21 protein-coding genes and 1 pseudogene are annotated in these 24,833 nt (G+C 71.9%); 14 read left to right on the top strand and 8 right to left on the bottom strand.

Annotated elements, in window-relative coordinates:
• The first annotated feature begins 195 nt into the window (after nucleotides 1-195).
• On the top strand, nucleotides 196-1,227 hold the full coding sequence (locus AC0682_RS06165; protein ID WP_478531205.1) for an SCO7460 family lipoprotein: 1,032 nt from the start codon (nucleotides 196-198) through the stop codon (nucleotides 1,225-1,227).
• A 114-nt stretch (nucleotides 1,228-1,341) separates the two neighbouring features.
• Here the strand turns inward: AC0682_RS06165 and AC0682_RS06170 are convergent, their stop codons facing one another.
• Nucleotides 1,342-2,217 (bottom strand): DUF8017 domain-containing protein, encoded by an 876-nt coding sequence (locus AC0682_RS06170; RefSeq protein WP_478531207.1) that lies wholly within the window; start codon nucleotides 2,215-2,217, stop codon nucleotides 1,342-1,344.
• A gap of 395 nt (nucleotides 2,218-2,612) precedes the next feature.
• On the opposite strand from AC0682_RS06170, the gene AC0682_RS06175 reads away from it, so the two are divergent.
• The 7 genes and pseudogenes from AC0682_RS06175 (at nucleotide 2,613) to AC0682_RS06205 (ending at nucleotide 10,200) form a co-directional block, all read left to right on the top strand.
• On the top strand, nucleotides 2,613-3,242 hold the full coding sequence (locus tag AC0682_RS06175; RefSeq protein ID WP_478531208.1) for a DUF5709 domain-containing protein: 630 nt from the start codon (nucleotides 2,613-2,615) through the stop codon (nucleotides 3,240-3,242).
• An 85-nt stretch (nucleotides 3,243-3,327) separates the two neighbouring features.
• Nucleotides 3,328-4,770, top strand: coding sequence for an NADP-dependent phosphogluconate dehydrogenase (gene gndA / locus AC0682_RS06180; protein WP_478531209.1), 1,443 nt, complete (start codon nucleotides 3,328-3,330; stop codon nucleotides 4,768-4,770).
• Nucleotides 4,771-5,026: 256 nt separating this feature from the next.
• Entirely contained in the window at nucleotides 5,027-6,100 is a 1,074-nt protein-coding gene (locus AC0682_RS06185) for a Dyp-type peroxidase (protein ID WP_478531211.1), read from the top strand.
• Complete coding sequence (locus tag AC0682_RS06190; protein WP_478531212.1) at nucleotides 6,100-6,897, top strand: family 1 encapsulin nanocompartment shell protein; 798 nt, start codon at nucleotides 6,100-6,102, stop codon at nucleotides 6,895-6,897. The genes AC0682_RS06185 and AC0682_RS06190 overlap by 1 nt, the downstream gene beginning before the upstream one ends.
• An 80-nt stretch (nucleotides 6,898-6,977) precedes the next feature.
• Nucleotides 6,978-8,363, top strand: coding sequence for a type III PLP-dependent enzyme domain-containing protein (locus AC0682_RS06195; protein WP_478531214.1), 1,386 nt, complete (start codon nucleotides 6,978-6,980; stop codon nucleotides 8,361-8,363).
• A gap of 322 nt (nucleotides 8,364-8,685) precedes the next feature.
• A pseudogene (locus AC0682_RS06200) lies at nucleotides 8,686-9,276 on the top strand (NUDIX domain-containing protein); the annotation flags it as partial.
• 168 nt (nucleotides 9,277-9,444) lie between these two features.
• On the top strand, nucleotides 9,445-10,200 hold the full coding sequence (locus AC0682_RS06205; protein WP_478531476.1) for a PIG-L family deacetylase: 756 nt from the start codon (nucleotides 9,445-9,447) through the stop codon (nucleotides 10,198-10,200).
• 52 nt (nucleotides 10,201-10,252) lie between these two features.
• On the opposite strand, the gene AC0682_RS06210 is transcribed toward AC0682_RS06205, so the two are convergent.
• Both AC0682_RS06210 and panD read right to left on the bottom strand, forming a co-directional pair.
• Nucleotides 10,253-10,606, bottom strand: a complete 354-nt coding sequence (locus AC0682_RS06210; protein WP_478531215.1) for a GNAT family N-acetyltransferase — start codon at nucleotides 10,604-10,606, stop codon at nucleotides 10,253-10,255.
• A 52-nt stretch (nucleotides 10,607-10,658) separates the two neighbouring features.
• Complete coding sequence (gene panD, locus AC0682_RS06215; protein ID WP_478531216.1) at nucleotides 10,659-11,084, bottom strand: aspartate 1-decarboxylase; 426 nt, start codon at nucleotides 11,082-11,084, stop codon at nucleotides 10,659-10,661.
• A gap of 523 nt (nucleotides 11,085-11,607) precedes the next feature.
• Here panD and AC0682_RS06220 point away from each other — a divergent pair.
• From AC0682_RS06220 to AC0682_RS06235, 4 genes are all read left to right on the top strand, one after another.
• Nucleotides 11,608-12,216, top strand: coding sequence for an ABC transporter ATP-binding protein (locus AC0682_RS06220; protein ID WP_478531217.1), 609 nt, complete (start codon nucleotides 11,608-11,610; stop codon nucleotides 12,214-12,216).
• Nucleotides 12,213-13,079, top strand: a complete 867-nt coding sequence (locus AC0682_RS06225; protein ID WP_478531218.1) for an ABC transporter permease — start codon at nucleotides 12,213-12,215, stop codon at nucleotides 13,077-13,079. Before AC0682_RS06220 ends, AC0682_RS06225 begins: the two co-directional genes overlap by 4 nt.
• Nucleotides 13,080-13,095: 16 nt before the next feature.
• Complete coding sequence (gene uppS, locus AC0682_RS06230; RefSeq protein WP_478531219.1) at nucleotides 13,096-14,979, top strand: polyprenyl diphosphate synthase; 1,884 nt, start codon at nucleotides 13,096-13,098, stop codon at nucleotides 14,977-14,979.
• A gap of 689 nt (nucleotides 14,980-15,668) precedes the next feature.
• A complete protein-coding gene (locus AC0682_RS06235; RefSeq protein ID WP_478531220.1) occupies nucleotides 15,669-16,397 on the top strand; it encodes a cytochrome P450 in 729 nt (242 codons plus the stop codon).
• 319 nt (nucleotides 16,398-16,716) lie between these two features.
• Here the strand turns inward: AC0682_RS06235 and AC0682_RS06240 are convergent, their stop codons facing one another.
• A complete protein-coding gene (locus tag AC0682_RS06240; protein WP_478531221.1) occupies nucleotides 16,717-17,358 on the bottom strand; it encodes a hypothetical protein in 642 nt (213 codons plus the stop codon).
• A 729-nt stretch (nucleotides 17,359-18,087) separates the two neighbouring features.
• Between AC0682_RS06240 and rpmF the strand changes: the two genes are divergently transcribed.
• Both rpmF and AC0682_RS06250 read left to right on the top strand, forming a co-directional pair.
• Nucleotides 18,088-18,258, top strand: a complete 171-nt coding sequence (gene rpmF, locus AC0682_RS06245; protein WP_478531222.1) for a 50S ribosomal protein L32 — start codon at nucleotides 18,088-18,090, stop codon at nucleotides 18,256-18,258.
• Between the two features lie 6 nt (nucleotides 18,259-18,264).
• The gene (locus AC0682_RS06250; RefSeq protein WP_478531223.1) at nucleotides 18,265-19,452 is read left to right on the top strand and encodes a GTP-binding protein; all 1,188 of its coding nucleotides are present in this window, start codon (nucleotides 18,265-18,267) and stop codon (nucleotides 19,450-19,452) included.
• 325 nt (nucleotides 19,453-19,777) lie between these two features.
• On the opposite strand, the gene AC0682_RS06255 is transcribed toward AC0682_RS06250, so the two are convergent.
• From AC0682_RS06255 to AC0682_RS06270, 4 genes are all read right to left on the bottom strand, one after another.
• Nucleotides 19,778-20,578 carry a class I SAM-dependent methyltransferase gene (locus AC0682_RS06255; RefSeq protein ID WP_478531224.1) on the bottom strand — a complete coding sequence of 267 codons (801 nt, stop codon included), beginning with the start codon at nucleotides 20,576-20,578 and terminating at the stop codon, nucleotides 19,778-19,780.
• An 80-nt stretch (nucleotides 20,579-20,658) separates the two neighbouring features.
• Entirely contained in the window at nucleotides 20,659-21,882 is a 1,224-nt protein-coding gene (locus AC0682_RS06260) for an aminotransferase class V-fold PLP-dependent enzyme (protein WP_478531226.1), read from the bottom strand.
• The gene (locus tag AC0682_RS06265; protein WP_478531227.1) at nucleotides 21,879-23,216 is read right to left on the bottom strand and encodes a pyridoxal-phosphate dependent enzyme; all 1,338 of its coding nucleotides are present in this window, start codon (nucleotides 23,214-23,216) and stop codon (nucleotides 21,879-21,881) included. The genes AC0682_RS06260 and AC0682_RS06265 overlap by 4 nt, the downstream gene beginning before the upstream one ends.
• On the bottom strand, nucleotides 23,206-24,708 hold the full coding sequence (locus tag AC0682_RS06270) for a Y4yA family PLP-dependent enzyme (protein ID WP_478531228.1): 1,503 nt from the start codon (nucleotides 24,706-24,708) through the stop codon (nucleotides 23,206-23,208). The genes AC0682_RS06265 and AC0682_RS06270 overlap by 11 nt, the downstream gene beginning before the upstream one ends.
• Between the last annotated feature and the right edge of the window lie 125 nt (nucleotides 24,709-24,833).

Here is a 24,833-nt window from a genome sequence, read left to right on the forward strand (position 1 = left end):
TGGCGCCGTCCCGGACTGTAGCGGAGTCAGGTCATCAGGTCCATGCCAATAGCAGAAGGCGGTCCGGGGGGCATGCGGAGAGCGATCCGCGCCGGGTCTGAGTAGGCGTACTCATCCGGAGCGCCCGGCCCGGTCCTACGGTCACAGCAACACGGAACAGGACAGGTCGGCAGGACCCCTTCGAAGGAGCGGATCATGGCTGGAACACGCCTCAGGGGTCGGAGGGCCGCAGCGGCCTCCGTGCTGGCAGGTGCGCTGGTGATGACGGCCGGGGCGTGCGGGGTGCTGAGCACCGACGACGACCGCCGGGCGGCGGAGCAGCTGGCCGAGAGGCACTACCCCGGGCAGCTCAAGGTGATCGGGGCACGCACGCTCTACCCGGGCACAGGAGGCTCCGAAGTGACCCTCGCGGTGGCCGACGACCGGGACGCGGTGGTGCGGCTGCGCATCGACGGGTCGAAGGGCACCTGCGACGGCAAGGAGTGCGCCGGAGTGCTGACCGAGGCGGTGGCGCGCGCCCGGACGGACGCGGCGGCGTTCCGAACCCTGCGGGACGCGTTCGACGGATGCGGCTACGAGGTCGTCGCTCTCGGACTCTCCGGCGAACCCCCCTATGTGGTAGCCGAGTTGACCAATGACACGGTGGAGAAGGTGCTCGCGGAGATCGGCGGCTGCGTCCAGCGGTGGGTCACGGCGAGCGGGCCGGAGAGCCGGATGGGGCAGGCGAAGGGCTCGCACGTGAACGTGGTCTCCCCCGCCGTCGCCGCCAAGCGCAAGCGGGGCAAGGACTCCTGGCCCACCCTGATGCGGCTGACCCGGGTGGATCTGGTCAGCTCCCTCACCAAGCACACCCACCACTCGGCCAGTTACGAGATCGAGGCCGGGCAGGTCGGGACGGCGGGCCGCGCCCGGGTCCTGCGCTCGTTCGAGCAGCGCCAGGAGTTCGGCAGGACGGTCCGGAAGGCGGTGGCGGACGAGCTGCGCGCCACCTACCCGGACGTGGTGATGAGCGACTACCAGTGGGTGTGGCGCCTGGAGCCGGGCCGGGTCGACCGGCAGACCGGCTATCTCCTCTTCTGCCCCCGGCCGGACGAGCGGGGGCGCTGTGTGAACAGCGACGACGCGGTCCTGGTGACGACGGACGAGCACGGCAACCCGGTGGAGAAGCCGCGCATCGTCCACGACGTACGCGAAGGCACGGGGGCGCTGCGGCTGCCGCCGTACTGAGGGCCTCGACGAGCGGCGCGCTCCCACTGCGGCCCGGCCACCGCTGCCCACGGGGGCGGTCCGGAGACCGCTGCTGACGGGCGGGACGGGACAGGGCCGAACGGCTGCCGCCGCTCAGTCGGCGGCCGGTACGAGCCGGACCGTGGCGAGGATCTTCCGTACCGTCTGATCAGGCACTTCGTCGGTGACACCGCGCACCCCGACGAACGTCCAGGACACGATCTGTCCCTTCGCGTCCCTGAAGGCGAACGCGGTTGCGCGGCCGTCGACATCGCACCGGCCCTTCGCCTCGACACCGGACGAGGTGGCCGTCGCGACGCTGCCGGTGAGGCCGGACCTGGTGGTGAACGGCTCGGCGGGGCCGGTGGTGACCTTGTCCCCGTGCGGCTGGGCGTAGTTGCCGTAGGCCCAGAGGCGGGCGTTCTCCCGGGCGGCCTCCGCCGTGCTCCGGGCCTGGCGCTCGCCCCGGGAGCCCGCGGAGGCGAGCGCGGTCTCCTCCTGGGTGCCGTTGTGGTCGTCGTCGGAGAGGCACCACTTCTCCTTGAGGACCGCGGGGGCCGAGAAGCCGACGAGCGGCTTCTCGTCGGGGTCGCTGTCCTCGGCGACATAGCTGATCCAGCCGGCCGGCTTCGGCGCCCACTCGGCCGGTACGTCGAAGGCGATGCCGCGCGCGGGGTTGACCACGGTCTTCCAGCCGGGCACGAGAGGCGCTTCGGGGGCTGCGGGGCCGTCCGACGGGGCCACGGAGTCGGCGGGCGCCGGCCCGGCGGCCGGCTTCGCGCTGTCTCCCCCGCCGAACACCAGGAACCCGGCGATCCCGGCCGCGGCGACCACGGCGGCCACCGCGCACACGGCGACGGCCGCGGTCCGCCGACCACCACCCCGCGACGGCGGGGGCGGGGCCGCCGGGAGCGGCGGGCGGGCGGGCATGCCGGACGGGGCGGTCGGCGCGGCCGACCGGGGAGGGGGCGCGGTGCCGGCAGAGGGCACGGCGGGGAGGAAGGGATCTGCCCGGGCAGGGGGCTCAGCCGGGGGAAAAGACTCAGCCTGCGGAAGGGGCGCTGCGGCCCCGTGAGAGGGCTCGGCCCCTCCGTACTGCTGCTGTCCCGGCCACCGGGGGTGCGGGTGCCCGCCACCGGGTGGCTGCGGTCCGTTCGTCATGGGTGACCATCCTATTCATGTGCCCGTTGGACGAAAACGGCACCCTGTGGTGCGGCTTCCCGCCTCCGCACGGCAAGGGCCTCGCCCCTCCGTACGGGGCCGGTCGGCACCCCGCGACTCGCCGCGCCGGAAGGCCGCAATCCGATCTTCCCTTTGCGGCCGGAGCGGGACCGGAGTGGAATTGCGTACAGGGGACAGTGGTTCTCCCGAGGAAAGGACGCGCCATGAGCGACACCGACTGGGGGGACAACGTCTACCAGCCCCAGGAGCCGGAGGCCTCCGACCCCGAGGAACAGCTCGGCGCCGAGGACACCCTGCTGGACCCCTCCGGCACCGGCGATCCCCTGGACGAGGGCTACTCGCCGCCGGACCGGCCCTGGGTGGTGGAGGGCCTCGGCACCACGGCCCCCGAGACCGTCACGGGTGAGTCCCTCGACGCCCGACTGAGCAGGGAAGTTCCCGAGAGCCCCGGTTTCACCGGCGACGGGGTGGGCGATCTCGCGGGCGGGGACGGCGAGCTGTGGAACGGCGAGGTCGGCGTCGCCCGTGCCGGGCGACTGACCCAGCAGGCGGACGGTCGGGTACCGGCCACGCTCACCGCCAGCGATGTCGGCATCGACGGGGCGGCGGCGTCGGCCGAGGAAGCCGCGATGCATGTGATTCCGGAGGACGGGGACGACGAAAGCCTGCTGGACGGCGCGTTCGTGGACGGCGCCTCGGCTCGCGAGGCCCGCTCCGAGGGTGCTTCCGGCGACCGTTCTCCCGGCGGCGGCTCTCCGGTCGAGGGCTCTCCCCTCGACGGTGCTTCCGGGAACCGCTCCCCCGCCGACGGCCCTCCCGCCCCGGACGCGTGAACGCCGCCGCGCCCCCCTCCCGTACTCCCTGTCCGACCCTGAATCCCCCTGACGAACACGCCCCCGGCCCCGCAGGAGCACACAGATGAGCGGCACCGCCCAGATCGGCGTCACCGGACTCGCGGTGATGGGCCGCAACCTGGCCCGCAACTTCGCCCGCAACGGCTTCACCGTCGCCGTGCACAACCGCACCACCTCCCGCACCGACGCCCTGGTGGAGGAGTTCGGGGACGAGGGGGCCTTCGTCGCCGCGCACACCCCCGAGGAGTTCGTCGCGGCGCTGGAGCGCCCCCGGCGGCTGGTGGTCATGGTGAAGGCCGGGGATCCCACGGACGCGGTGATCCGGGAGTTCGCGCCGCTGCTGGAGGACGGGGACGTCATCATCGACGGCGGCAACGCCCACTTCGAGGACACCCGCCGCCGGGAGAAGGAGCTGCGCGAGCACGGTATCCACTTCGTCGGGGCGGGCATCTCCGGCGGCGAGGAGGGTGCTCTGCACGGCCCGAGCATCATGCCGGGCGGCTCCGCCGCGTCGTACACCTCCCTGGGCCCGATGCTGGAGAGGATCGCCGCCCGGGCGAAGGACGGCACTCCGTGCACCGCGCACATCGGCCCCGACGGGGCCGGGCATTTCGTGAAGATGGTGCACAACGGCATCGAGTACGCGGACATGCAGCTCATCGCGGAGGCGTACGACCTGCTGCGCAGGGTGGCCGGGTACTCCCCCGCGCAGATCGCGGAGACCTTCCGGAGCTGGAACACCGGGCGGCTGGACTCGTATCTGATCGAGATCACCGCCGAGGTCCTCGCCCATACGGACGCGGCCACCGGCGAGCCGTTCGTCGACGTCGTGCAGGACCGCGCGGAGCAGAAGGGCACCGGGCGCTGGACCGTGCAGATCGCTCTCGACCTGGGCGTTCCCGTCTCCGGGATCGCGGAGGCGGTCTTCGCCCGCTCCCTCTCCGGCCACGCGGACCTGCGCGAGGCCTCGCGGGCGCTGCCCGGGCCGGTGCCGGAGCCGTTGGAGGGGGCGGAGGCGTCGGCGTTCGCGGACCGGGTCGAGCAGGCCCTGTACGCGTCGAAGATCGTCTCGTACACCCAGGGCTTCCACCAGATCCGGGCCGGGAGCGAGGCGTACGGCTGGGACATCGATCTCGGTTCGGTGGCCGCGATCTGGCGTGCGGGCTGCATCATCCGGGCGGCGTTCCTGGACCGCATCCGGGTCGCCTACGATTCCCGGCCCGGGCTGGTGAGCCTGCTGTCCGACGAGGGGTTCGGGCGGGAGATCGGGGCCGCGCAGGACGACTGGCGCGCGGTGGTGGCCGAGGCGGTGCGCCAGGGGGTGCCGACGCCCGGCTTCGCCGCCGCGCTGTCGTACTACGACGGTCTGCGTGCGGACCGGCTGCCGGCGGCGCTCACGCAGGGGCAGCGGGACTTCTTCGGAGCGCACACCTACCGGCGTACGGACCGCGGGGGATCGTTCCACACGCTGTGGGGCGGGGACCGCTCCGAGGTGGAGACCCGCTGACCGGGACGGAGACCGGGCAGGGGTACGGGTGCGTGTCCTTCGGGGACCCGTTAAGCACGCAGGCGCCCTCGGCCCGGTGAGGCACCCGGGGAGGAGGGCCTCCCGGCCTGGTGACGCTCCCCCGCCCGGTCCACCCCGCATGCGGTCGCCCGCCGGACGTGGCTGAGTGGAGTGCGGGCCCCGTTCACGCGGTCCGTGAACGGACAGCCCGCCCTGTTCGCCCGGCCCACCCGCCCCGATGCCTGGAGTTGCGCGCATGCCCGACGCCGTCCCCGACCCCGTCTCCGTCCAGCCCGTGGTGGCCCCGCTCACCAGGGCGGCGCTCTTCCTGGTCGGCACGGTCGAGCCGGGCGGCGAGGAGGCCGTGCGGGAGGTGCTGCCGGACCTCGGGGCCGTCGCGCGCTCCCTGGGGTTCCGCTACCCGGACGCCGGTCTGGCCTGTGTGACGGGGTTCGGCTCCGCCGTCTGGGACCGGCTGTTCCACGGGCCGCGCCCGGCCCACCTGCACCCGTTCCCGGAGCTGCGCGGCCCTCTCCACCACGCCCCGGCGACCCCGGGCGACGTACTGCTGCACATCCGGGCCGAGCGGATGGACGTCTGTTTCGCGTGGGCGGCGCAGCTGCTCGACAAGCTCGGCGGGGCGCTGCGGATCGTGGACGAGACGCACGGCTTCCGCTATCTCGACCACCGGGATCTGCTCGGCTTCGTGGACGGTACGGAGAACCCGGTGGGCGACGACGCCCGCGTGGCCGCGCTCGTCGGGGCGGACGACGATCCGGAGTTCGAGGGCGGCAGCTATGTCGTCGTACAGAAGTACCTCCACGACCTGACCTCCTGGAACGCGCTCTCCGTGGAGGAGCAGGAGCGTGTCATCGGCCGCACGAAGTTCGACGACGTGGAGTTCCCCGACGACGAGAAGCCCGCCGACTCGCATCTGGCGCTCAACACGATCACCGACCCCGACGGCACCGAGCGGGACATCCTGCGGGCGAACATGCCGTTCGGCAACGTCGGGCAGGGCGAGTTCGGTACGTACTTCATCGGGTACGCGGCCGACCCCGACGTCACCGAACGCATGCTCCGCAACATGTTCCTCGGCGACCCGCCCGGCACGCACGACCGCATCCTCGACTTCTCCACGGCGGTCACCGGGGGTCTCTTCTTCGCGCCCCGCGCCGACTTCCTCGACGACCCGCCGCCCCCGCCCGCCGGGGTCCGCTCGGCCGACCGGCCGGAACCGGTACCCCTACCGCTTATCGGGGAACCGGCCGCGACCGAGCCGGACCACGGTTCGCTGCGCATCGGCAGCCTGCAGGAAAGCGCCCAGTGATGAACAATCTGCACCGCGAACTCGCACCGGTCACCCCCGCCGCCTGGGAGGAGATCGAGGAGGAGGCCCGGCGGACCTTCCGCCGCCATGTGGCCGGCCGCCGCGTCGTCGACGTGTCCGATCCGGACGGTCCGGCACTGGCCGCGGTGGGGGACGGTCACCTGCGCGACATCGACCCGCCGACACCGGACGTGCTGGCCCGGGCGCGGACGTCGATGCCGGTCATCGAGTGGCGGGTGCCGTTCACCGTGAGCCGGCAGGCGGTGGACGACGTGGAGCGCGGATCCGCCGACAGCGACTGGCAGCCCGTCAAGGACGCCGCGCGCACCTGTGCGTTCGCGGAGGACATGGCGATCATCGACGGGTACGCGGCCGCAGGGATCGCCGGTCTGCGGGACGGTTCCTCGCACGACCCGCTGCCGCTGCCCGCGGACGCGCGGGACTATCCGGTCGCCGTCAGCCAGGCGGTGACACGACTGCGGCTGGCCGGTGTCGACGGACCGTACCGGCTGCTGCTCGGCGCGGACGCGTTCACCGAGGCCGCCGAGACCTCTGACCACGGGTATCCGGTCAAGACGCATCTGAGCCGCATCGTGGACGACGAGATCCTGTGGGCGCCCGCGGTCAGGGGCGGGGTGCTGCTCTCCACCCGGGGCGGGGACTTCGAACTCCGCCTGGGCCAGGACCTGTCGATCGGGTACACGAACCATGACGCCACCAGCGTCCACCTCTACTTCCAGCAGGCGTTCACCTTCCGGATGCTGACGGCGGAGGCGGTGGTCGGGCTCATCGCGTGAGGGGCCGGCCGTGCTCATCGCCGCGCCTGAGGCGCTCTGTGCCCGTATCCTCGGCCGTGGACCTCTTCCGCCGGAGACCTGTGGGGGCAGCCATCACCGACTCCGCCCGTACGACACCGTCGTCCTCCGCACCGTCCGCTCCCTGCGCGCGCCCCGCCGTCCGTTTCGACGCCGCCGTCCGGGCGGCCGTCCGGCAGGGGCTGCTGGGCGAGTCCCGCCCCGTGGCCGGGTTCGTGGACACGGACGGCGTGCGGTCGTCCGTCGCGGCACTGCGGGAGGCGTTCGCGCACAGTCCCGGTGTGCTGCACACCTTCGCCGCCAAGGCCTCCTCCCTCGTCCCGGTCCTGCGGCTGCTCGCCGACTGCGGGATGGGGTGCGAGGTGGCGAGCCCGGGGGAGCTGCGGCTCGCCCTGGAGGCCGGGTTCGCGCCGGGTTCGATCGTGCTGGACTCCCCCGCCAAGACCCGTGAGGAGATCCGGCTGGCGCTCGCCCTCGGCGTGGCCGTCAACGCCGACAGCATCGACGAACTCCACCGCGTGGACGCGCTCCGCACCCGGGACTCCGCCGCCGTCCTCGGGCTGCGGGTCAACCCCCAGGTGGGCGGTGGCACGATCGGCCCGATGTCCACGGCGACGGACACCTCGAAGTTCGGAGTGGCGCTGCGCGATCCGGGCGCCAGGGACGCGGTGGTGCGGGCCTTCGAGGCGCGCCCGTGGCTGACCCGGCTGCACGCCCATGTGGGCTCCCAGGGCTGCCCGTTGGAACTGATCGCGGAGGGCGTGGCGCGGACGTACGAGCTGGCCGAGGAGATCAACGAACGCCTCGGCGCCCGGCGGGTCACCAGCCTGGACATCGGCGGCGGACTGCCGGTCAACTTCACGGACGACACCACGCACCCGACGTACACGGCGTACGTGGACGCGCTGACGGCGGCGGCCCCCGGGCTGTTCTCCGGCAAGTACGCTCTGGTCACCGAGTTCGGCCGGTCGCTGCTGGCGAAGAACGGCTTCATCGGGGCGCGGGTGGAGTACACCAAGGACGCGGGCGGACGCCGGATCGCGCTCACCCACGCGGGGGCGCAGACCGCCACCCGTACGGTGTTCATGCCCGGCTCCTGGCCCCTGCGGATCGGTGCGTTCGCGGCCGACGGCACGCCGAAGCACGGCCCGCCGCTGGCGCAGGACATCGCGGGCCCGTGCTGCTTCGCGGGCGATGTGGTGGCCTACGGCCGGGAGCTGCCGGAGCTGGCCGAGGGCGACGTCGTCGTGCTGTACGACACGGGGGCGTACTACTTCTCCACCCCGTGGGCGTACAACAGCCTGCCGCGCCCGGCGGTGTACGGCTTCCGTTCGTCGGCGGCGGAGGGCGAGGTGGTGTTCGCGACGGTGCGGGAGGCGCAGACGATGGACGCGATCGCCGCGGAGAGCGGTGCGGCGTACGCGGACGCGCTGACCGTGCTGGGCTGAGCGGGAACTCCGTACGCTCCGCACGCCCGGAGTCCCCACTCCCCCGTCCTTCCCGTGTCTGCCGCTCCTTCCCGTGTCTACGACCCGGCGGGCTCGGGCTGCGGCTCCGGGTCGGGTACGGGGTCGGGGCCGGGCGCAGGGGGCTGCGGGATCGGGTCCGGCGCCGGGCCGGGCGGCACCGGGGCGGGGCCCGGCGGCACCGGCGGCGGGCTCGGTACGGGGGTGGGCGGACCCGGCACGGGCGGAGGCGTCGGCGAGGGCGGGACGGGGTCGGGGTACGGGTGGGTCATTTCGATCCTCCACAACGACATGAAACGGACAGATGGAGCTTGCCTCCACCGTCTCCCGGTGCGGCTGCCCGCGCCTGCCGAGTCCACACGTACGGGTCGACCGGGTGGCACGCCGCCCGTCACCCGCGGGACTGGTCCCCCGCCGAACCCGCCGCCCCGCCTCCCCGCCTCCCCGCCTCCCCGCCTCCCCGCCTCCCGCCCGACGCTACGGTCGCCCCGTGACCGACCACCCGCCCCGCCCGCCCGAGGCCCCCCTGCCCGTCCCCGGCCCCCCGGCCGCCGAACCGGCGAACGCCTCGGCGCTCATCCGCAACGACGCCGGGCAGTACCTCATGCACCTGCGCGACCATCTGCCGGGCCTGATCCGGGAGCCGGGCGCCTGGTCGCTCCTGGGCGGCGGCCGCGAACCGCAGGACCGGTCGCTGGAGGAGACGGTCCGGCGGGAGCTGTGGGAGGAGGCGGGCCTCGACCTGCCGGTACTGGAGCCCTACGCCGTCGAGATCGCGACGGGCACCGACGGTACGCCGGTCCCGGTGGCCCTCTACTCCGGCCGGTGGAACGGGGACCCCGCGCGGCTCCCGCTGACGGAGGGGGTGATGCTGCACTGGTTCGCCCCGGAGGTGCTCCCCCGCCTCCGGCTGAGCCGCTCGACCCTCGACCTGGTCCTGCGCCACGCGGCCGAGGTACGGGGTGATGGACCGCCCGGCGCCCCCTCGGCAGGGTTCCCCGCAGCCAGTACGGCCGCGGCCTCGGCCCCGCAGCACGAAGAGCCGTCCCCTCCCCTGCCGAGCGTGCTCGCGGTCCACGGACACCCGGACGACGAGTCCCTCTTCTCGGGCGGCGTACTCGCCCGGCACGCGGCCGCCGGCGCGCGGACCGCGGTGGTCACCGCGACCTGGACGGAGGGGACCCACCGGGCCGAGGAGCTGGCGCGGGCGCTGGACATCCTCGGCGCGGGGCCGCCCCGGCTGCTCGGCTACGCGGATGCCAAGGTTCCGGAGTCGGCGCCCGGCCGCCCCCGGTTCCTCGACGCCCCGCTGGACGAGGCCGTGGGCGCCGTGGTGGCCCATATCCGCGCCCTCCGGCCGCAGGTGGTGATCGCCCCGGACCCCTGTGGCGGCCTCACCGGCCACCCCGACCACGTGCACGCCCATCGGGTCACCGCCTTGGCCGTCCGGGCCGCGGGGCTCGCCCGGCTCCACCCGGAGGCCGGTGACCCCTGGCAGCCGAGCGCCCTCTACCTGGCCACCCACCCGCGCTCGGCCGCCGAGGCGGTGGGCGGTCGCCTGGGCCGGCGGGGCACGCCCGTCGACGCGTTCCGTGTCTCCGATGACACGTGGATCACCACGACGGTCGACGTCTCCCCGTGGCTGCCCCAGAAGCTGGCGGCGATCCTGGCCCACCGCAGCGAGGTCGTCCGGGGCGCCGCGCCCGGCCGGATCGCCGCGCTGTCACCGGACGACCGGCGTCGGGCGCTGGGCACCGAGTGGTACATCCGCCAGGACCTGGCCCTCCGGGGTGGGACGGACACCGTGCTGAGGGCCTGAGACGGGCGGGCCGAGGACTCCCCGGGCGCCCCCGTCACGAGGCCAAGGCGCCTCAGAACAGCTCGGGGTGATCCTTGAGCTGCCGCTCCGCCTCCCGTACGAGCCCCTCCGGAGCCGCGGGCGCCTCGTCCGGGTGGCGCTGCGCCCACTTGGCCGCGTACGGGCACAGCGGCACGACGGGCACGCCCTCCTCGGCGGCGAGGGCGTAGAACGTCCGGACCAGCGCCCCGGCGATGCCCTTGCCCTCGTGCTCGGGCCGGACGACGGTGTGCACGGCCACGAGCGCGCCCGGGGCGGGCTCCATGGTGAAATACGCGATCGTCCCGGCGGCCTTCCCGTCCTCGTACGCCGTGAGCGTGCCCCGTTCCCGGTCGTCGCTGATCTCTACTGCCGCGCTCTCCGCCATGGGCCTCTGCCCTCTCCTCGTTCCGTGGGGCCGGACATCGGACCCGGCCGGTTCAGCCGCGCGCGGCGACCGCCTGCGGGCTCCGCTCCGTACGGCTCCCAGGCACCGGCGCCGAGGCGTCGTTGCCGAGCGCCACGATCCGGTTGTCCGCGTCGACGTGGACGACCTTCGGGGTGAGCGCGCGGGCCTCCGCGTCCTCGACCTGGGCATAACTGATCAGGATGACCAGGTCACCGGGGTGTACGAGGTGTGCGGCGGCGCCGTTGATCCCGATGACACCGGAGCCGCGCTCGCCCTCGATGACGTACGTCTCCAGGCGGGCGCCGTTGTCGATGTCAACGATATGGACCAGCTCGCCGGGCAGCAGGTCGGCGGCGTCCATCAGGTCGGCGTCGATGGTCACGGAACCGACGTAGTGCAGGTCGGCCTGGGTGACGGTGGCGCGGTGGATCTTGGACTTGAACATGGTACGCATCATCAAGGTACTCCTGGTCATAGGCTCCCTGCCTGCGTTCTTGCAGGTCAAGTGCTGTTTCCTCACACTACAACGAGACGCATGCCCGGACAGCGTCCCCCAGGTATTCCCGAACGCACGCTGACCGCTTGCTGACTCTTCCGACGCTTCGCCAGGGGGATGGGGAAGAGTCCACTCACCCTCACGAACTCCACCGCGACGACTCCGCAAACCTACGCAGTTCTCCCCCGCGTGTATCCGTGATCACCGTCACCCCGATCAGCCGGGAGCGGTTGCACGCCTCCACGCCCCCTGGCAGGGACTCGCGAGCGCAGGAGGGCTCGATGCGGCGCGGCCACCCGAGTTGATCTTTGAGCGAGCGGTGCGGATGGGGTCGCCCACACCCGAGCCGGGCTTGGCTGCTCGACGTGCTTCGTACGCCTCTACCGCTGAAACCGGGGGGCAGGGGCGGCGTGTCCGCGACGCGTCGCGCGCGTTAGGCCATGCGGGCGTGGTCCGTCCAGATGGCGAGGGGGAGGAAACGGGCGTGGAGATCAGGGGTGTGCATCATGCCTACCGTCGGCGTGTGGTCCTGCGGGGCGTCGACTTGCGGCTCCGGGCCGGAACGCTGTGCGGGATTGTCGGGGAGAACGGCGCCGGCAAGTCCACGCTGCTGAGAATCCTGTCCGGCGAACTGGCGCCCACGCAAGGATCGGTCCGTCACAGCGGCCGGTTCGGCTACTGCCCGCAGCATGTGGTCCTCAATGACGCGCTGACCGTCCGGCAGCACCTGACGTTCTTCCAGACGGCCTACCGGCTCACGGATGTGCGGTACGCCGAAGAGATCATGGACGTGCTGGGCTTCACCGGGTACGCCGATGAGCGGGCCGGGGTTCTCAGCGGCGGCACGCGGCAGAAGTTGAACGTGACGCTGGCGCTCATGCACGATCCGCAGGTCCTGTTGCTGGACGAGCCGTATCAGGGCTTCGACTGGGACACTTACCAGCGGTTCTGGGATCTGGCTGCGCAGCTGCGGGATGCGGGACGCTCAGTCCTGGTCGTCTCTCATCTGGCGTACGACACCGAGCGCCTGGACGAGCTGTGGCGCTTGGACAACGGAACGCTGCGCGCGGGCGAGGCGGGGGCTGCCGCGTGAGGTTTCACTTGGCCCGCTTCGCTGTCGCCACCCGGTTCGCGCTCCTTGAACACGGTCGCAATCGCTTCGCGATGGTCCTGGTGATTCTCTTCGTCCCGGTATGGACGATCCTGGCATACCTGGCGATGCCCGACACTCCGGCCCGGATGCGGCTTCGTGCCACCGGGGAGGCTCTGGCTCCGCACGGCAATGAGCTGACCTCGATCAGCGGCGCGCTCAATGCCGTCACCCTGATCACCGGTTTCATGATGTTCGCCGCCACATTCTCCGGCAGCGGCTTCGACCGTCGGCTGGCCATGGCCGGCTACCCGCGCGCCCATCTGGTCCTGGCCAAGGTCACCGCCCTGGCTCTGGTCTCGGCCGCGGTCGCCGCCTACGCCACTGTCGTCACCTGTCTGACATGGACCCCCCGCCAGCCTCTCCTGCTCGCCGCCTCCCTGTTCTGCGCCGGACTGACCTACGGCGCGCTCGGGGTCGGCTTCGGCTCCCTGCTGCGCCGGGAGGTCGAGGGGATGTTCGCCATCGTGATGACGAGCATCATCGATCTCGCCCTGCAGAACCCCATCACGAGTTCCGGGGCCGACAACCCTGTCATGCGCTACCTGCCCTCCTACGGGGCCATGCAGGCCAGCACGGCGGCCGGCTTCTCCACCAGCCCGGTCCCCGGGCATCTGGCCATCCAGCTCACCTGGTTCGGGCTGGCCGCCCTGGTAGCCCTGCTGGGCTTCCACCGCAGCACCCGCACCCGCCTGTCGACTGCCCCGGTTCCGCCGCCTGGCCCGGGAAGCAGCAAGGCCGACATTCCCCCACTGCGCCACACTGCCAGTCCATCGGCCACGGCGTCCGACACTCAAGCACACTGAGGTCCCGGCTCCCGACATGCGCGCCACCACGCACCCCCCTACGGCAGACCGCGACGCCGCTCTGCCGGCACAACGAGGGCGACTCACCCACCGGCTGCCCACCGGCGAAGACCCGACTCTGCGGGTGGCGTACCGGCTGTGCCGACGCACCACACGAGTCAACGATCCCGGGATCTTCGCCCTCATCCAACTGATGCCGACCGCGCTGCGCCCGGCCGGGTGGGCCCTGTGGGCGGCAGCGACCGTCCTGGACGACTTGGCCGACCAGCGCGATGCCCACCCAGCCGAACGTGCGGCCCGCGTCGAAGTGTGGACCCGAGCCCTTCAGTTGGACCTGGCGGCCGGCACGAGCAGGGATCCGGTCCGGCACGCCCTGGTGGACACCGCCCTGCGATGGCGCCTGGACCTGTCCGGCCTGCGAGGCGCCATGACCAGCACACGCGATGACGCCCGCGGCCGGCACTTCGCCGACTGGGCCGCGTGGCGGTCCTGGTGCAGCGAGGGGCTCGTGCCCTGGGTCGACCAGGTACGGCACCTGTTCGAACGGGCCGGAGCACCGATGGCCCTCCGGCTGGGCGGGCAGCACGACTACCAGCGGTTCATCGACGGCGCCCAGCTCACCGACATCCTCACCGACCTGAGCGCCGACCTGGCCCAGGGCGACCTGCTCCTGCCGCAGGAGGCCCTGGACGCCTTCCCCGGCGCCGAGGACGACCTGCGGCAAGGAACCTGGAGCCAGGCCACAGCAGCTTTGATCCGGGAGTTGACGGCTCTGGCCCGTCACTGGGTGACCAGGCCCGCAATGACCACAGGCATGCACCCAGGCCCTGCCAACGTGCTCAACGCGGCCTCCTGCCTGATGCGCGCCCAGCTCGATGCCGTCGACGCGGCCGGCCACGCCCTGCTCAAGCGCGCCCCGCGCCCCTCTCTCGCGGCCCGCACCCGCGTCCTGGCCCCCGCCCGCATCCGCTCGAAGCTGGCCTGGAGCCTGACGCCCCTGACCGTGCCCGGACCCCGACGACCAGCGGTGACCGTGAGCGGTCCGAGCCCTCGAGCCGCAAGCACCACCCTCCAGCCCCCTCCACCACACCCCGACAGCGCCCGGCCCCCGCAGATCGCGGCCGACCGGATGCCCGCCCATGTGGCGGTCATCATGGACGGCAACGGCCGCTGGGCCGAGCAGCGCGGCCTGCCCCGCCCTGAAGGCCACCGCGCCGGCAACGCCGCCGCCCACGAGGTGGTCTACGGTGCCCTGGAGATCGGCCTGCGCCACCTGACCCTCTACGCGTTCTCCACCGAGAACTGGAAACGCGACACCGAGGAGATCGCCACCATCCTGGAAGCGATCCGACGCGACCTCGACGAGGGACCCATCCGCAACCTCGACGTACGCCAGCGCTGGCTGGGCCGACCCGACAAGCTGCCCGCCGAACTCGTCCAGGCCCTCCTGAGCGAGGAGCACCGCACCCGCGACCGCACCGGCCTGACCCTCACCGTCTGCATCGACTACGGCGGCCGCGACGAGATCACCCGCACAGCCGCAGCCCTCGCCCAGGCAACCCGTGCAGGCGCCATCGACCCCCGCCTCATCAGTGAGGCCGACTTCGCCCGCCACCTGCCCCACCCCGACATGCCGGACGTCGACCTGCTGTGGCGAACGGGCAACGAACAGCGCACCTCCAACTTCCTTCCCTGGCACACCACGTACGCGGAGTTGCACTTCACCCCCAACCACTGGCCCGACGTCGACCGGCGTGACCTGTGGCAGGCCATCACCGAGTACAGCCGACGCCAACGACGCCATGGCAGCGCCGCGATCGTCGACACCATGCGGGAAGAAGCTGTCCCCCTCACCGAAGATCGTGAGGCAGGCCCGACCGGGGCGGAGACGAGCACATGACCACGGTCGGCGAACCCACCGGCGCCTTCCCGTGCCGCCGGCCGGACGGCAGGAGCAGCCCGGTCTGCTCGACGGGACACAGGGGTACGCCACCGAGGGGAGGCGGTTCTGGCCGCCTTCATCGAAGCCCAGCGCCGCAGTGCGGGGCGGCGGATGCCTGCCGGAGTACCACACGTGCCGAACGAGTTCCCGACCGCCGGTGAGAAACGGATCCGCCCTTGGCGGTGTCTGTCGGGCCGGCAGGCAGCCGGTGGAGCAGGCGAGGGTGGGATGCGCGGTTCGATCGCCTCTCTGCTCGGAGGGCCTGATCAGCGCGGGTGCGTGCCCGCTACCCATACGCCACCTCATCGCTAGGATGACGATGACCTTCTCAACTCCACTACGTGAGCGTGTTGTTCTGCGCGTGCACGACGGGCACCAGGCTGTCGGCCGGTGCTGCGTGGGGTGGCTCCGGATGTGCCGCAGAGATGTCTGCTCGGCCTGGTCGGGGCGAACGGCCCGCTCCTGAGCTTCTTGGCGGGACAGGCAGCGGCCGGAAGGGGAACGGTTCGATACCGCGGGCAGATGGGCAACCGCCCACAGAACACCGCGCTTCATCCGACTGCGACAGTTCAGGAGCACGTGCACTACCCGAGCCCGCGGCGCCCGGAACGGATTCTCGGCAGTGCGCCGATGGAGGGTTCGTGGACATGACGAGGAGCATCCCCAAGGCCCCCGGCGCTCTGCCGCTGCTCGGCCACGGGCCTGCTCTGCTCCGTGACCCGCTGGGCTTTCGGGAATCCCTGCCCGACCACAACGTGGTCCGGTTGCGTATGGGCAGAAGGCCGGCACTCCTGGTCCGTGAACCAGAACTGACGCGCCAGGTACTCGTCAGCGACCGCACCTTCGACGAGACAGAGTGGTACGACAAAGGCCGTGAGGTGGTGGGTGACGGCCTCCTCATCTGTCCCCACAGCGCGCACCGCCGGACTCGCCGGCTGGTTCAGCCGGCCTTCCACCCGAGCCGTCTGCCCGGCTACGCCACGGTGATGACCAGCGAGACCGCGGCCGTCGCCGGCGCCTGGCGCGACGGACAGGAGTTCGACGTCCCGAGCGAGATGACGCAACTGATCACGCGCGCCCTGGTACGCACGATGTTCTCGGATGCCCCGTCACCCGGCATGGCGCGTCGGACGACCGAGGACATTCTCACCCTGGCCAAGCTCAGTGGTCCCTTCTGGAGGAGGCGTCCGCGAATGCATCGCCGAAGGCTTCGCCATGACTCACGCCGCCATCGCCCTGGCCACCATCACCACCCGCCGGCGCCTGATCCCGGTTCCCGGCTGCCGCATCCGCCCTTCCATGGCGATCGCCCTGTCCCCCAACGGGCTGCGCATGCGAGTGACCGCACGGTCTCCCCGGTAGACCGATCGAGATGAGCGCTCCGACCCGAGCCTCAGTCCGCAATCCGATGACATATCGGTGGCGAACCGGCCGGTGCAGCCGTCGGCACATTGCCGCCATGGTCGGCTGCGTCACGGTTGGGGTGCCATCGAGAACGGTCCGCGTGCGGCGCTGCCTACCGCCCGGGAGCCGCCGGTGCTCATCGACGACGGCGGCGGACGGCTCGATGGCGGCGAGGTGGATCCGGCCCCGGCCGAAGTCCTTTCCGCGGAACCGGTTGTCCCACGGCAGTGCGTACGGAGCGGGGACCGCGTACCTGTCGGCCGGGGCTGGGGCGTGGTCCGCAGAGGGACGTCAGGGGGGCGGCGCGGGAGCACCGACGAGCCTGGTCAGTTCCGCGCTGTAGCGCTTCAGCTCGGGGGAGACGTTGACGTTGCCCTTGACGATCTCGCGCGCCTTGCGTTCCTGCTCCCTGACGCAGTCCGCAGTGGTGGCGAGGTATCTGGTGCCGTCCTGCATCGCCCGCTCCGCGGACTCGAGTGCACCCTTCGTTCTGGACGGGTCCATGGAGGTCATCTCGGGGACCTCGATGCGGGACTCGTCGTCGAGGTGCAGGGTGATCGCGAAGGTGTAGACCTGGGGCAGAGCGCCCTCGAAGGCCGACTCCGGTCCGACAGTGAAGGCGATGCGTTCCTGCTCGTGGGGCGGCAGGGTGTACTTCATCTTGCGGACCTGCTCGAACGGAGCCCGGGCCTCGGCGGGGACCTTGATGTCGTAGCGGGCCTTCACCTCGGTACCCCCTGCCCCGTACGGGCACCCCACCTCGGTGACCGAACTGAAGCGGAACTCCGCGTGCGATACCAGCGCGGGGTTGTCGCCGTTGTTCCTGAGGATCACCGTGGCCAGCGATGCCTTCCAGGCTCCGTCCTTGCGTACGCCGTCTCCCGCGATCCAGTCCGCTCGAATCTCCTCCTCCTTCTCGAGATCGAAATCCACCAACTCCACACCCGGCTCCGGGGCCGGTCTGGGCTCCGGCTGAAGGTCCGGAAGCAGGAGGAACACCAACCCCACGACTCCCCCGACGACGCCTACGATGCCGCCGACAACCGCGAGCACACTCTGAGGGCGCTGCAAGAAGGGGCGCTCTGGCTCCGCGCATGAGTCTCCCGCTCCGGACGGTCGCCCGGCGCCGGGAACCGCACCCTGAGATCCGCTCTCATCGTCTGTCATAGCGCCTGCATCCCCGACAACCCGGCCTCTGAATCCCGCAGATGCGGCCCCCGATGTGCGGCACCGCCCAGGCGGGCGTGGCCGGCAGTATCGCGGAGCGTTGGGCAGGCGGGCCGACTGCCGGGTCCCGGCCGACGTGCACGCGGCGACCGACAGGCGGACCGCACCGGCCACGTGGCATGCGAAGACCACGGCCCCGGCCGAACACCGGAATTCCGGCCTGCCGCCGGACACGCCCGTCGAAGACCGGTGCGGTGGGCGAAGACGCGGCCGTGGCGCCTCGGCAGAGCGAGCGTCAGCGCGCGGTCGGGAATCCCTCGTCGGCAGAGGCCGAGACGGCCCCATCAGCCGGAGCAGCCTCCGGGAAGGGCCGTGCGAGGGCTGGAGCCCCTGGTTGCGGGTCGGCGGATGCGCCTCGACGACAAGCGCAGATCGTCATGACATTCATTTTCATGTATCGTCTGCCTCGCTCGCCGCTCGCACCCGGAGGTCACCATGGCTGTACCCAAACGCAGGATGTCCCGCAGCAACACCAGGCACCGCCGCGCGCAGTGGAAGGCCGCGACACCTCAGTTGGTGACGATCACGGTGGACGGCGCTCCCTACCTCGTCCCCCAACGGCTCGCCAAAGCGTACGAGCGCGGTCTGCTCCGCCCCGAAGGCTGACGCCCCATGCCTGACGCGCCCTCGCCGCGCCTCCCCGTCACCGTCCTGTCGGGGTTCCTCGGCGCCGGAAAGACCACCCTGCTCAACCACGTCCTCGGAAACCGCGAGGGCCTGCGCGTCGCCGTCATCGTCAACGACATGAGCGAGGTGAACATCGACGCCGCCCTCGTCCGCGGTGGTGAGTCCGCCCTGTCGCGCACCGAGGAGCGCCTGGTCGAGATGACCAACGGGTGCATTTGCTGCACCCTGCGCGACGATCTGCTGGAGGAAGTGGACCGGCTGGCGCGCGAGGGACGTTTCGACTACCTCCTCATCGAGTCCTCCGGCATCTCGGAACCCATGCCGGTGGCGGCCACCTTCGCCTTCGCTCGCGACGACGGTGCCACCCTCGGCGATTTGGCCCGCCTGGACACCATGGTCACGGTCGTGGACGCCGCCAACTTCCTGCCCGAACTGGTCAGAGGCGACGAGCTGACCCAACGCGGCCTGGACCAGTACGAGAACGACGAACGCACCGTCAGCGATCTGCTGATGGATCAGATCGAGTTCGCGGACGTCATCGTCCTCAACAAGCTCGACCTCGTCGACACCGCCTCCGCCGACCTGCTCCGAGCGACGCTCGCGCGGCTCAACCCCGCCGCCCGTGTCGTGTGCGCCGAGCGGGGCCGCGTACCGGTCGGCGAAGTCCTGGGCACCGCGAGGTTCGATCTGGAGCGGGCGCAGCAGGCTCCGGGCTGGGTCAGGGAACTCAACGGGGACCACGTTCCCGAGACCGAGGAGTACGGCATCTCCTCGACCGTCTTCCGCTCCTCGGCACCCTTCCACCCCGGGCGGCTGTGGTCGTTCGTGACGGAGGCTCTGGACAGCGGCATGTACGGACAGGTCCTCAGGTCGAAGGGCTTCTTCACCCTCGCCAGTCGCCCCCACGTGACAGGGCTGTGGTCCCAGGCGGGTTCAGTGGTGCGCTTCGAGCCCTACTCCGCTCGCGACACCGACAGCCCCTACCTCCAGGAACTCGTCTTCATCGGAACCCGGCTCAAGGCCTTGCGGCTGCGGGCAGCCCTGGCCGACTGCCTCATGCGGGAAGACGAGGCCCCGTCGGCGGCCGACCCCTTCCCGGCCTGGGACACCTACGGCTTCGACGAGAGCTGTGCGCACGAGCACGACCCCCTCACCACCGTGGCGGGGCACTGAAACTCCGGGCCGGGCGGTGGTCGCAGCCACGGCACCGTCCGGCCCGGTAGCCACCTGCTGGGGAGAAGCCGCTCACGGCGGCTCTCCCCGGCCAAGGGCTACCGGCGCGGCCCTCCTGCACCCGTCCTGACACCCTCGGACACATCCCACGACCGGCCCACGCAGCAGTTGCGGCGGCACCGCCGCGCGATCGGCTCCCGGCGGCGGCACCCGCCCGCCGACCGCCAGGCCCTGCTCACCCTCACCCATCTGCGGGTGGCCCTGCGAGACCCGGGGAACTCCCGCCCCCTCAACGGCCTCGATCGATCCGCTTCCGCCACCGGCCTCAGGTTCCGGCGGAAGCGGAAAGCCCGTCCGTTTCACCCATGACCGCCACCAGTACGGTGCTGTTCCCGAACTGCCAGACCGGCGCCACGTGGGCGAAGCCGGCTTGACGGAGCAGTGCGGCGTGTCGGCTCACCGCGACCTGCTCGTCGCCGCCGCTGCCGCCATGGAGGGCATGGCGCCGCCGGCGTTCGTCGAGCAGGTCGGTCAGTTCGGGGTCCTTGGCCGCGGCGTCCCACCAGGACCGCCAGTCCTCTCGCGCGTGGCCGCCCGTGCGCTCGGCCCTGCGGCGGCCCACATGGGCGGTGAGCCCCGAACAGGCCGCCGCGTCCGGCGGGAAGTGGTCCCCGTTGACCAGGGCGCCGCCGGGACGGAGCAGGGAGGCGAGGGCGCGGTAGGTACGCAGCAGCACCGGCTCGGCCAGGTAGTGCAGGGCGGTCGTCGAGACGGCGGCGTCCAAGGGGCGCTCCAGCCGGAGGGAGTCGGTCCAGCCGTCCGCACCGACGACGGTGTCGACGTAGCGGGCTGCGTCGGCATGGTGGGTGCGCCCCAGTTCCAGCAGCAGGGGGTCCATGTCGGCGGCCACGATCTCGGCGTGCGGGAAGCGGGCGGCGAGCCTGGCGGCCAGGGAGCCGGGGCCGCACCCGAGGTCCAGCAGGAGGGGGTCGGCGCGGCCGACGGCGATGTGCTCGACGACATCGGCGATCACGGTGAACCGCTCCTCGCGGTCGACCGCGTACCGCTCCTGCTGCCGTTCCCAGCGCTCGACCCAGGTCCTGGCCGTCGCCATGCTCACACCCATAGCTCGCGTCACCTCGTCTGCCGCTCGTCCGTGCGGGGGCACCGACGGATCTACAGATGGTAACGATTATCAATTGCTCTTCATGCCAACGACGCGAGGACGGCGAGCAGCCGGTCGATCTCCTCCACCGTGTTGTAGACGTGCAGGCTCACCCGCACCGAGGCGTCCCGGCCCTCGGAACCGGCCTGGCACAGGGTGTCGGCCCGCACCATGAAGCCGTGGCTGAAGAGAATGAACCCGAGGTCGTCGGAGGGGATGTCGCGGTGCCGGAAGGTGACGATGCCGCGTCGGCGCTGCTCGGTGGGGAGGGCGGAGTCGGCGGACAGGCTCGCCTGACAGCCGACGACCTCGTACGGCCCCAGACGCGCGAGCCGGTCCGTCAACCGGGTGGTGAGCATGGTCGTCCAGCGCGCGACGCGCTCCGGTCCGATCGTGTCGAGCCAGTCGAGAGCGGCCCGCAGCGAGACGATGCCGACCGTGTTGGGTGTGCCCTGCCAGCCCTCCGGCCGGAATGCCGGCCCCCGCGTGTTGCGCGCCCAGATCGCTCCCGAGCCGGGCAGCGCCATCGCCTTGTGCCCCGAGAAGACCACGAAGTCCACGTCGAGGGAAGGGCCGTCGAGGTGGACGGGCAGGTGGCCGACGCTCTGCGCCGCGTCCAGGCAGATGGCCACGTCCGGGCCGACCGCTTCACGGATGCGGTGCACGTTCATGTCGCCGCCGTGGACGTGGTGGACGTGGGTGGCGGCCACGAAGCGGGTCCGCGGGCCCACGGCCCGGCACAGGGCCAGATGGTCGTAGTCCCCGGAGCCCGCTTGGTACGGCAGCGCCCGCACGCGGACCCGGACGCCGCGCTCGGCCAGGAGCCGCCGGGCCTCGAGCCAGGGGTCCAGATTGGCCCGGTGGTCGGCGTACGGCACGAGGATCTCGTCCCCGTCGGTGAGGTACGGAACGAGCCAGTCCCGGGCGACGGTACGCAGGCCCTCGGTGGTGCCGCTGGTGAAGTGGACGCCGGTGCGCCTCGGTTCGGGGTCGTGGAGGAACTCCTTGACGCGTTCGCGGGTCGACTCCACCAGGTCCGTCGTCCGGTTGGCCCAGGGGTAGGTGCCGCGGCCGGCGTTGGCGTTCGATGTCGTGAGGTAGGTCTGAACGGCCTCCAGCACGGCTCGTGGCTTCTGGGACGTGGCGGCACTGTCGAGGTAGGCCAGCTCCGGGTGCGCGGTGACGATGGGGAACTGCTCCCTCGCTTCCTGCTGCCAGAGCGGGTTCTCCGGCTCCGGGGGAGGAAGCGGGCGGGCCGGGCTCATTCGCGCACCAGCGGTGCGCCCGCGTCCCGCCAGGCGACGATCCCGCCGGCCAGACTGCGGACGTCCGGGTGGCCCATCCGGGACAGCGCGGCAGCGTGGCGCAGTGACTTCTCGCCGACGGGACAGGCGAGCAGTACGGGAGTGCGCTTGCTGAAGGGGAGCCCGCCACGGAGCAGGTCCTCGAAGACCTCGTCGACGATGTTGATCGAGCCTTCGATGTGCAGGGCGGCGTAGGCGTACGGGCTGCGCAGGTCGACGACGAGCGGACGAGGATCGTCCTGGGCACACCAGCGCCGGGCGTCGTCCACCGCGATGACGCGGGCCTCCGCACGGGCCTCGGCGTCGGTGACGGCCGTCGCGGACCGTCCACGGGCCGTCCGTCCCAGGAGTTCCGGGCGCCGCTGACGTACATAGCCGAGATAGCTCTCGGCCCGGTCGCACACGATGAACACCGCCGTACGACGCCGCCCCGTCCCGTCCAACTCCCCGTCGGCGTGACGCAGGTGCCGAACCGCCCCGTGGTAGGCGGCGCCGCCGGTCGGTCCGCTCAGCAGTCCGCAGCGGCGGATCAGGGTGATCATTCCGTCGATGGCCTCGTCCGAGGTGACCGACTCGATGGTGTCGTACGTCGCCGGGTCGAACAGGCCGACCTGGTGGACCTCGTCGAGGGTGCGGATGCCGGGTATGAAGTCCGATGGGTGGGCGACCAGGCCGAGGACCCGCACGCGCGGGTCGTGCTCGCGCAGGACCCTGGCGACACCGGTCGACGAACCGGCCGTACCCACGCAGGCGATGAACCAGTCCGGCGCCCGGCCGTCCAGATCCTTCACGATCTCGGGGCCGGTGCCCTCCGCGTGGGCCTCGACGTTGCGGGGGTTGAAGTACTGGTCGGTGTGCAGGTACGTGCTCCCCGGGTCGGAGAGCGCCCGGTGGAAGTGCGTCAGCGGGTCGTCCGTGTCAGTCGGATCGAGGCACTCGCTGCGCCCGGGAAGTTCCTCGATCTCGGCGCCGATCAGAAGAAGGAGTTCCTTGATCTCGGGTACGCGCATGCGGTTGGTGACGCTCTTGAACCTCACGCCGTGCATACCGGCCAGCAGGGCCAGCGCCTTGGCGGTGTTGCCGCTGGAAAGCTCCACCACCGTCCCGTCGCCGTCGGTGGCGGCCTCCAGAAGAGGCCGGGCCATGTGCCACGCGGGCCGGTCCTTGACGGACCCGAACGGGTTGAGCATCTCCAGTTTGGCGTAGAGGTCGATGTTGCGCAGTCCGTGCACGGCGGGATCGATGCGCACCAGAGGCGTGTTGCCCATGGCCTCGGTGATGCTGTCATATCTCATCCGACTGCTCCCCCGCGGGTGTGATGGGCCAGTAGTCCTCGTCCGGGCACCAGTTCCAGGATTCGCCCCGCCGCTCCACCGCGACCGTCCGCGCGAGCGGCTGCCGCTGCGCGCGGTGGGCGTGGAAGTCCATGGCGTAGCCGGCGGTGTTGACGAAGGCCAGCAGGTCCCCCGCGCGCGGCGGCCGGGGCAGGTAGACCGTACGGCGCGTGATGAGGTCGCCTTCCAGGCAGAGGTTGCCCGTGAGGTACACACCGATCGGCTCCCCGTCACCGGCCGCGGCATCACCCCGTGGCAGCAGGACGGGGTCCACCAGGACTCCGTGCTCCTCCAGGCTCATGTCGCCCGCGTTCATGGCGAGGTGCACCAGGTGGCGCCCGGAGTCCGTGTCCACAGGGCGTACGTCCACCACGCGCGCGAGCGTCAGTCCGCACTGGTCGACGAGGGAGCGCCCCGGTTCGATGTGGAGGTCGTGGAGGTGCTCCAGCAGAAGGGTGGCGGGTGGGCGGCCCAGCACCGGCGCGGGCAGGGAGAGCAGCTCGTCGAGGTAGCCGGGGCCTGCGGTGGGACGGTGCGCGGGGTACAGCGCGGCGGCACCGCGCACCGTGCCGCCCTCGTTGCGCAGCCCGTACCCGTAACCGCGCCAGGTCAAAGGCGGGCGGACACCGAGGACCGCCTCGGTCAGCGCGGTGGTCCACCGCTCCCACTCCTGCGCCTCGGCGACGTAGCCGACGCCGAACCCACCCCCGATGTCGAGAGCGCGCGGCGAGAGCCCCCGTGCCCGGCATGCGTCCATGAACAGCACGCACTGCTCCGACGCCCGCGCCTTCTCCTCCACGCCGGTGGTGTCGAGGTGGTAGGCGGCGCCGACGAACTCCACTGCGTCCGCGTTGCGTTCGAGCGCCGACAGCAGCGCCTCCGCGCCCCGTACCGGAGTGCCGAAACGGCTGCGCCGGGAGAGCAGTCGGGTGCCCGCTCCCTCTCGGCCGGAGGCGTGCTCGAACCCCGACAGGCGTACCAGCACCGCGACCCGGCCGAGCGCGTGCGCGCGCACCAGGTCCGAGAGCCGTTCCAGTTCCCCGGGTGAGTCCAGGTTGACGGTCGCTCCGACGCGGGCCGCCAGCCAGAGGAACGAGGCGTCCTTGGGGCCGGTGGCCATGATGCGCTCGCCGGTGAACCCGCACCCCAGTGCGTGCCTCAGCTCCGCCACGGAGGCGACGTCGACGCCGACGGCGGCCGGGTCCTCCGCCGCCAGCCGCCGCAGCAGGGCGCTGGAACGATTCGCCTTGTGCGCGAAGTACACCCGCCCGGTCAGATGGTGACGGTCGTAGACGGCACGGAAGCGGGCGGCGTTCTCGGCCACGCTGTCGGGGAGCAGCACGTTGAGCGGCGAACCCAGCGCGTCGGCGAGCGCATGCAGGAAGTTCCGATCCGTCAGCAGTGCGTCGAGCGGCGGCTCCACCCTGGGCCTCAGGTATAAGGGCGCGTCCACGTAAGACCTCTCCCGGTGTCGGCCGACCGCCGGAGGGGCGATCGCTCGGGAGTAGTCGTTTCCAGGGACAACCGCCCCTAAGCATCACCGGCCCGGTTCCCGGAGCGCAGTGCCGTGCCCGGGGA

The sequence above is a fragment of the Streptomyces sp. NPDC043746 genome (assembly GCF_056436485.1).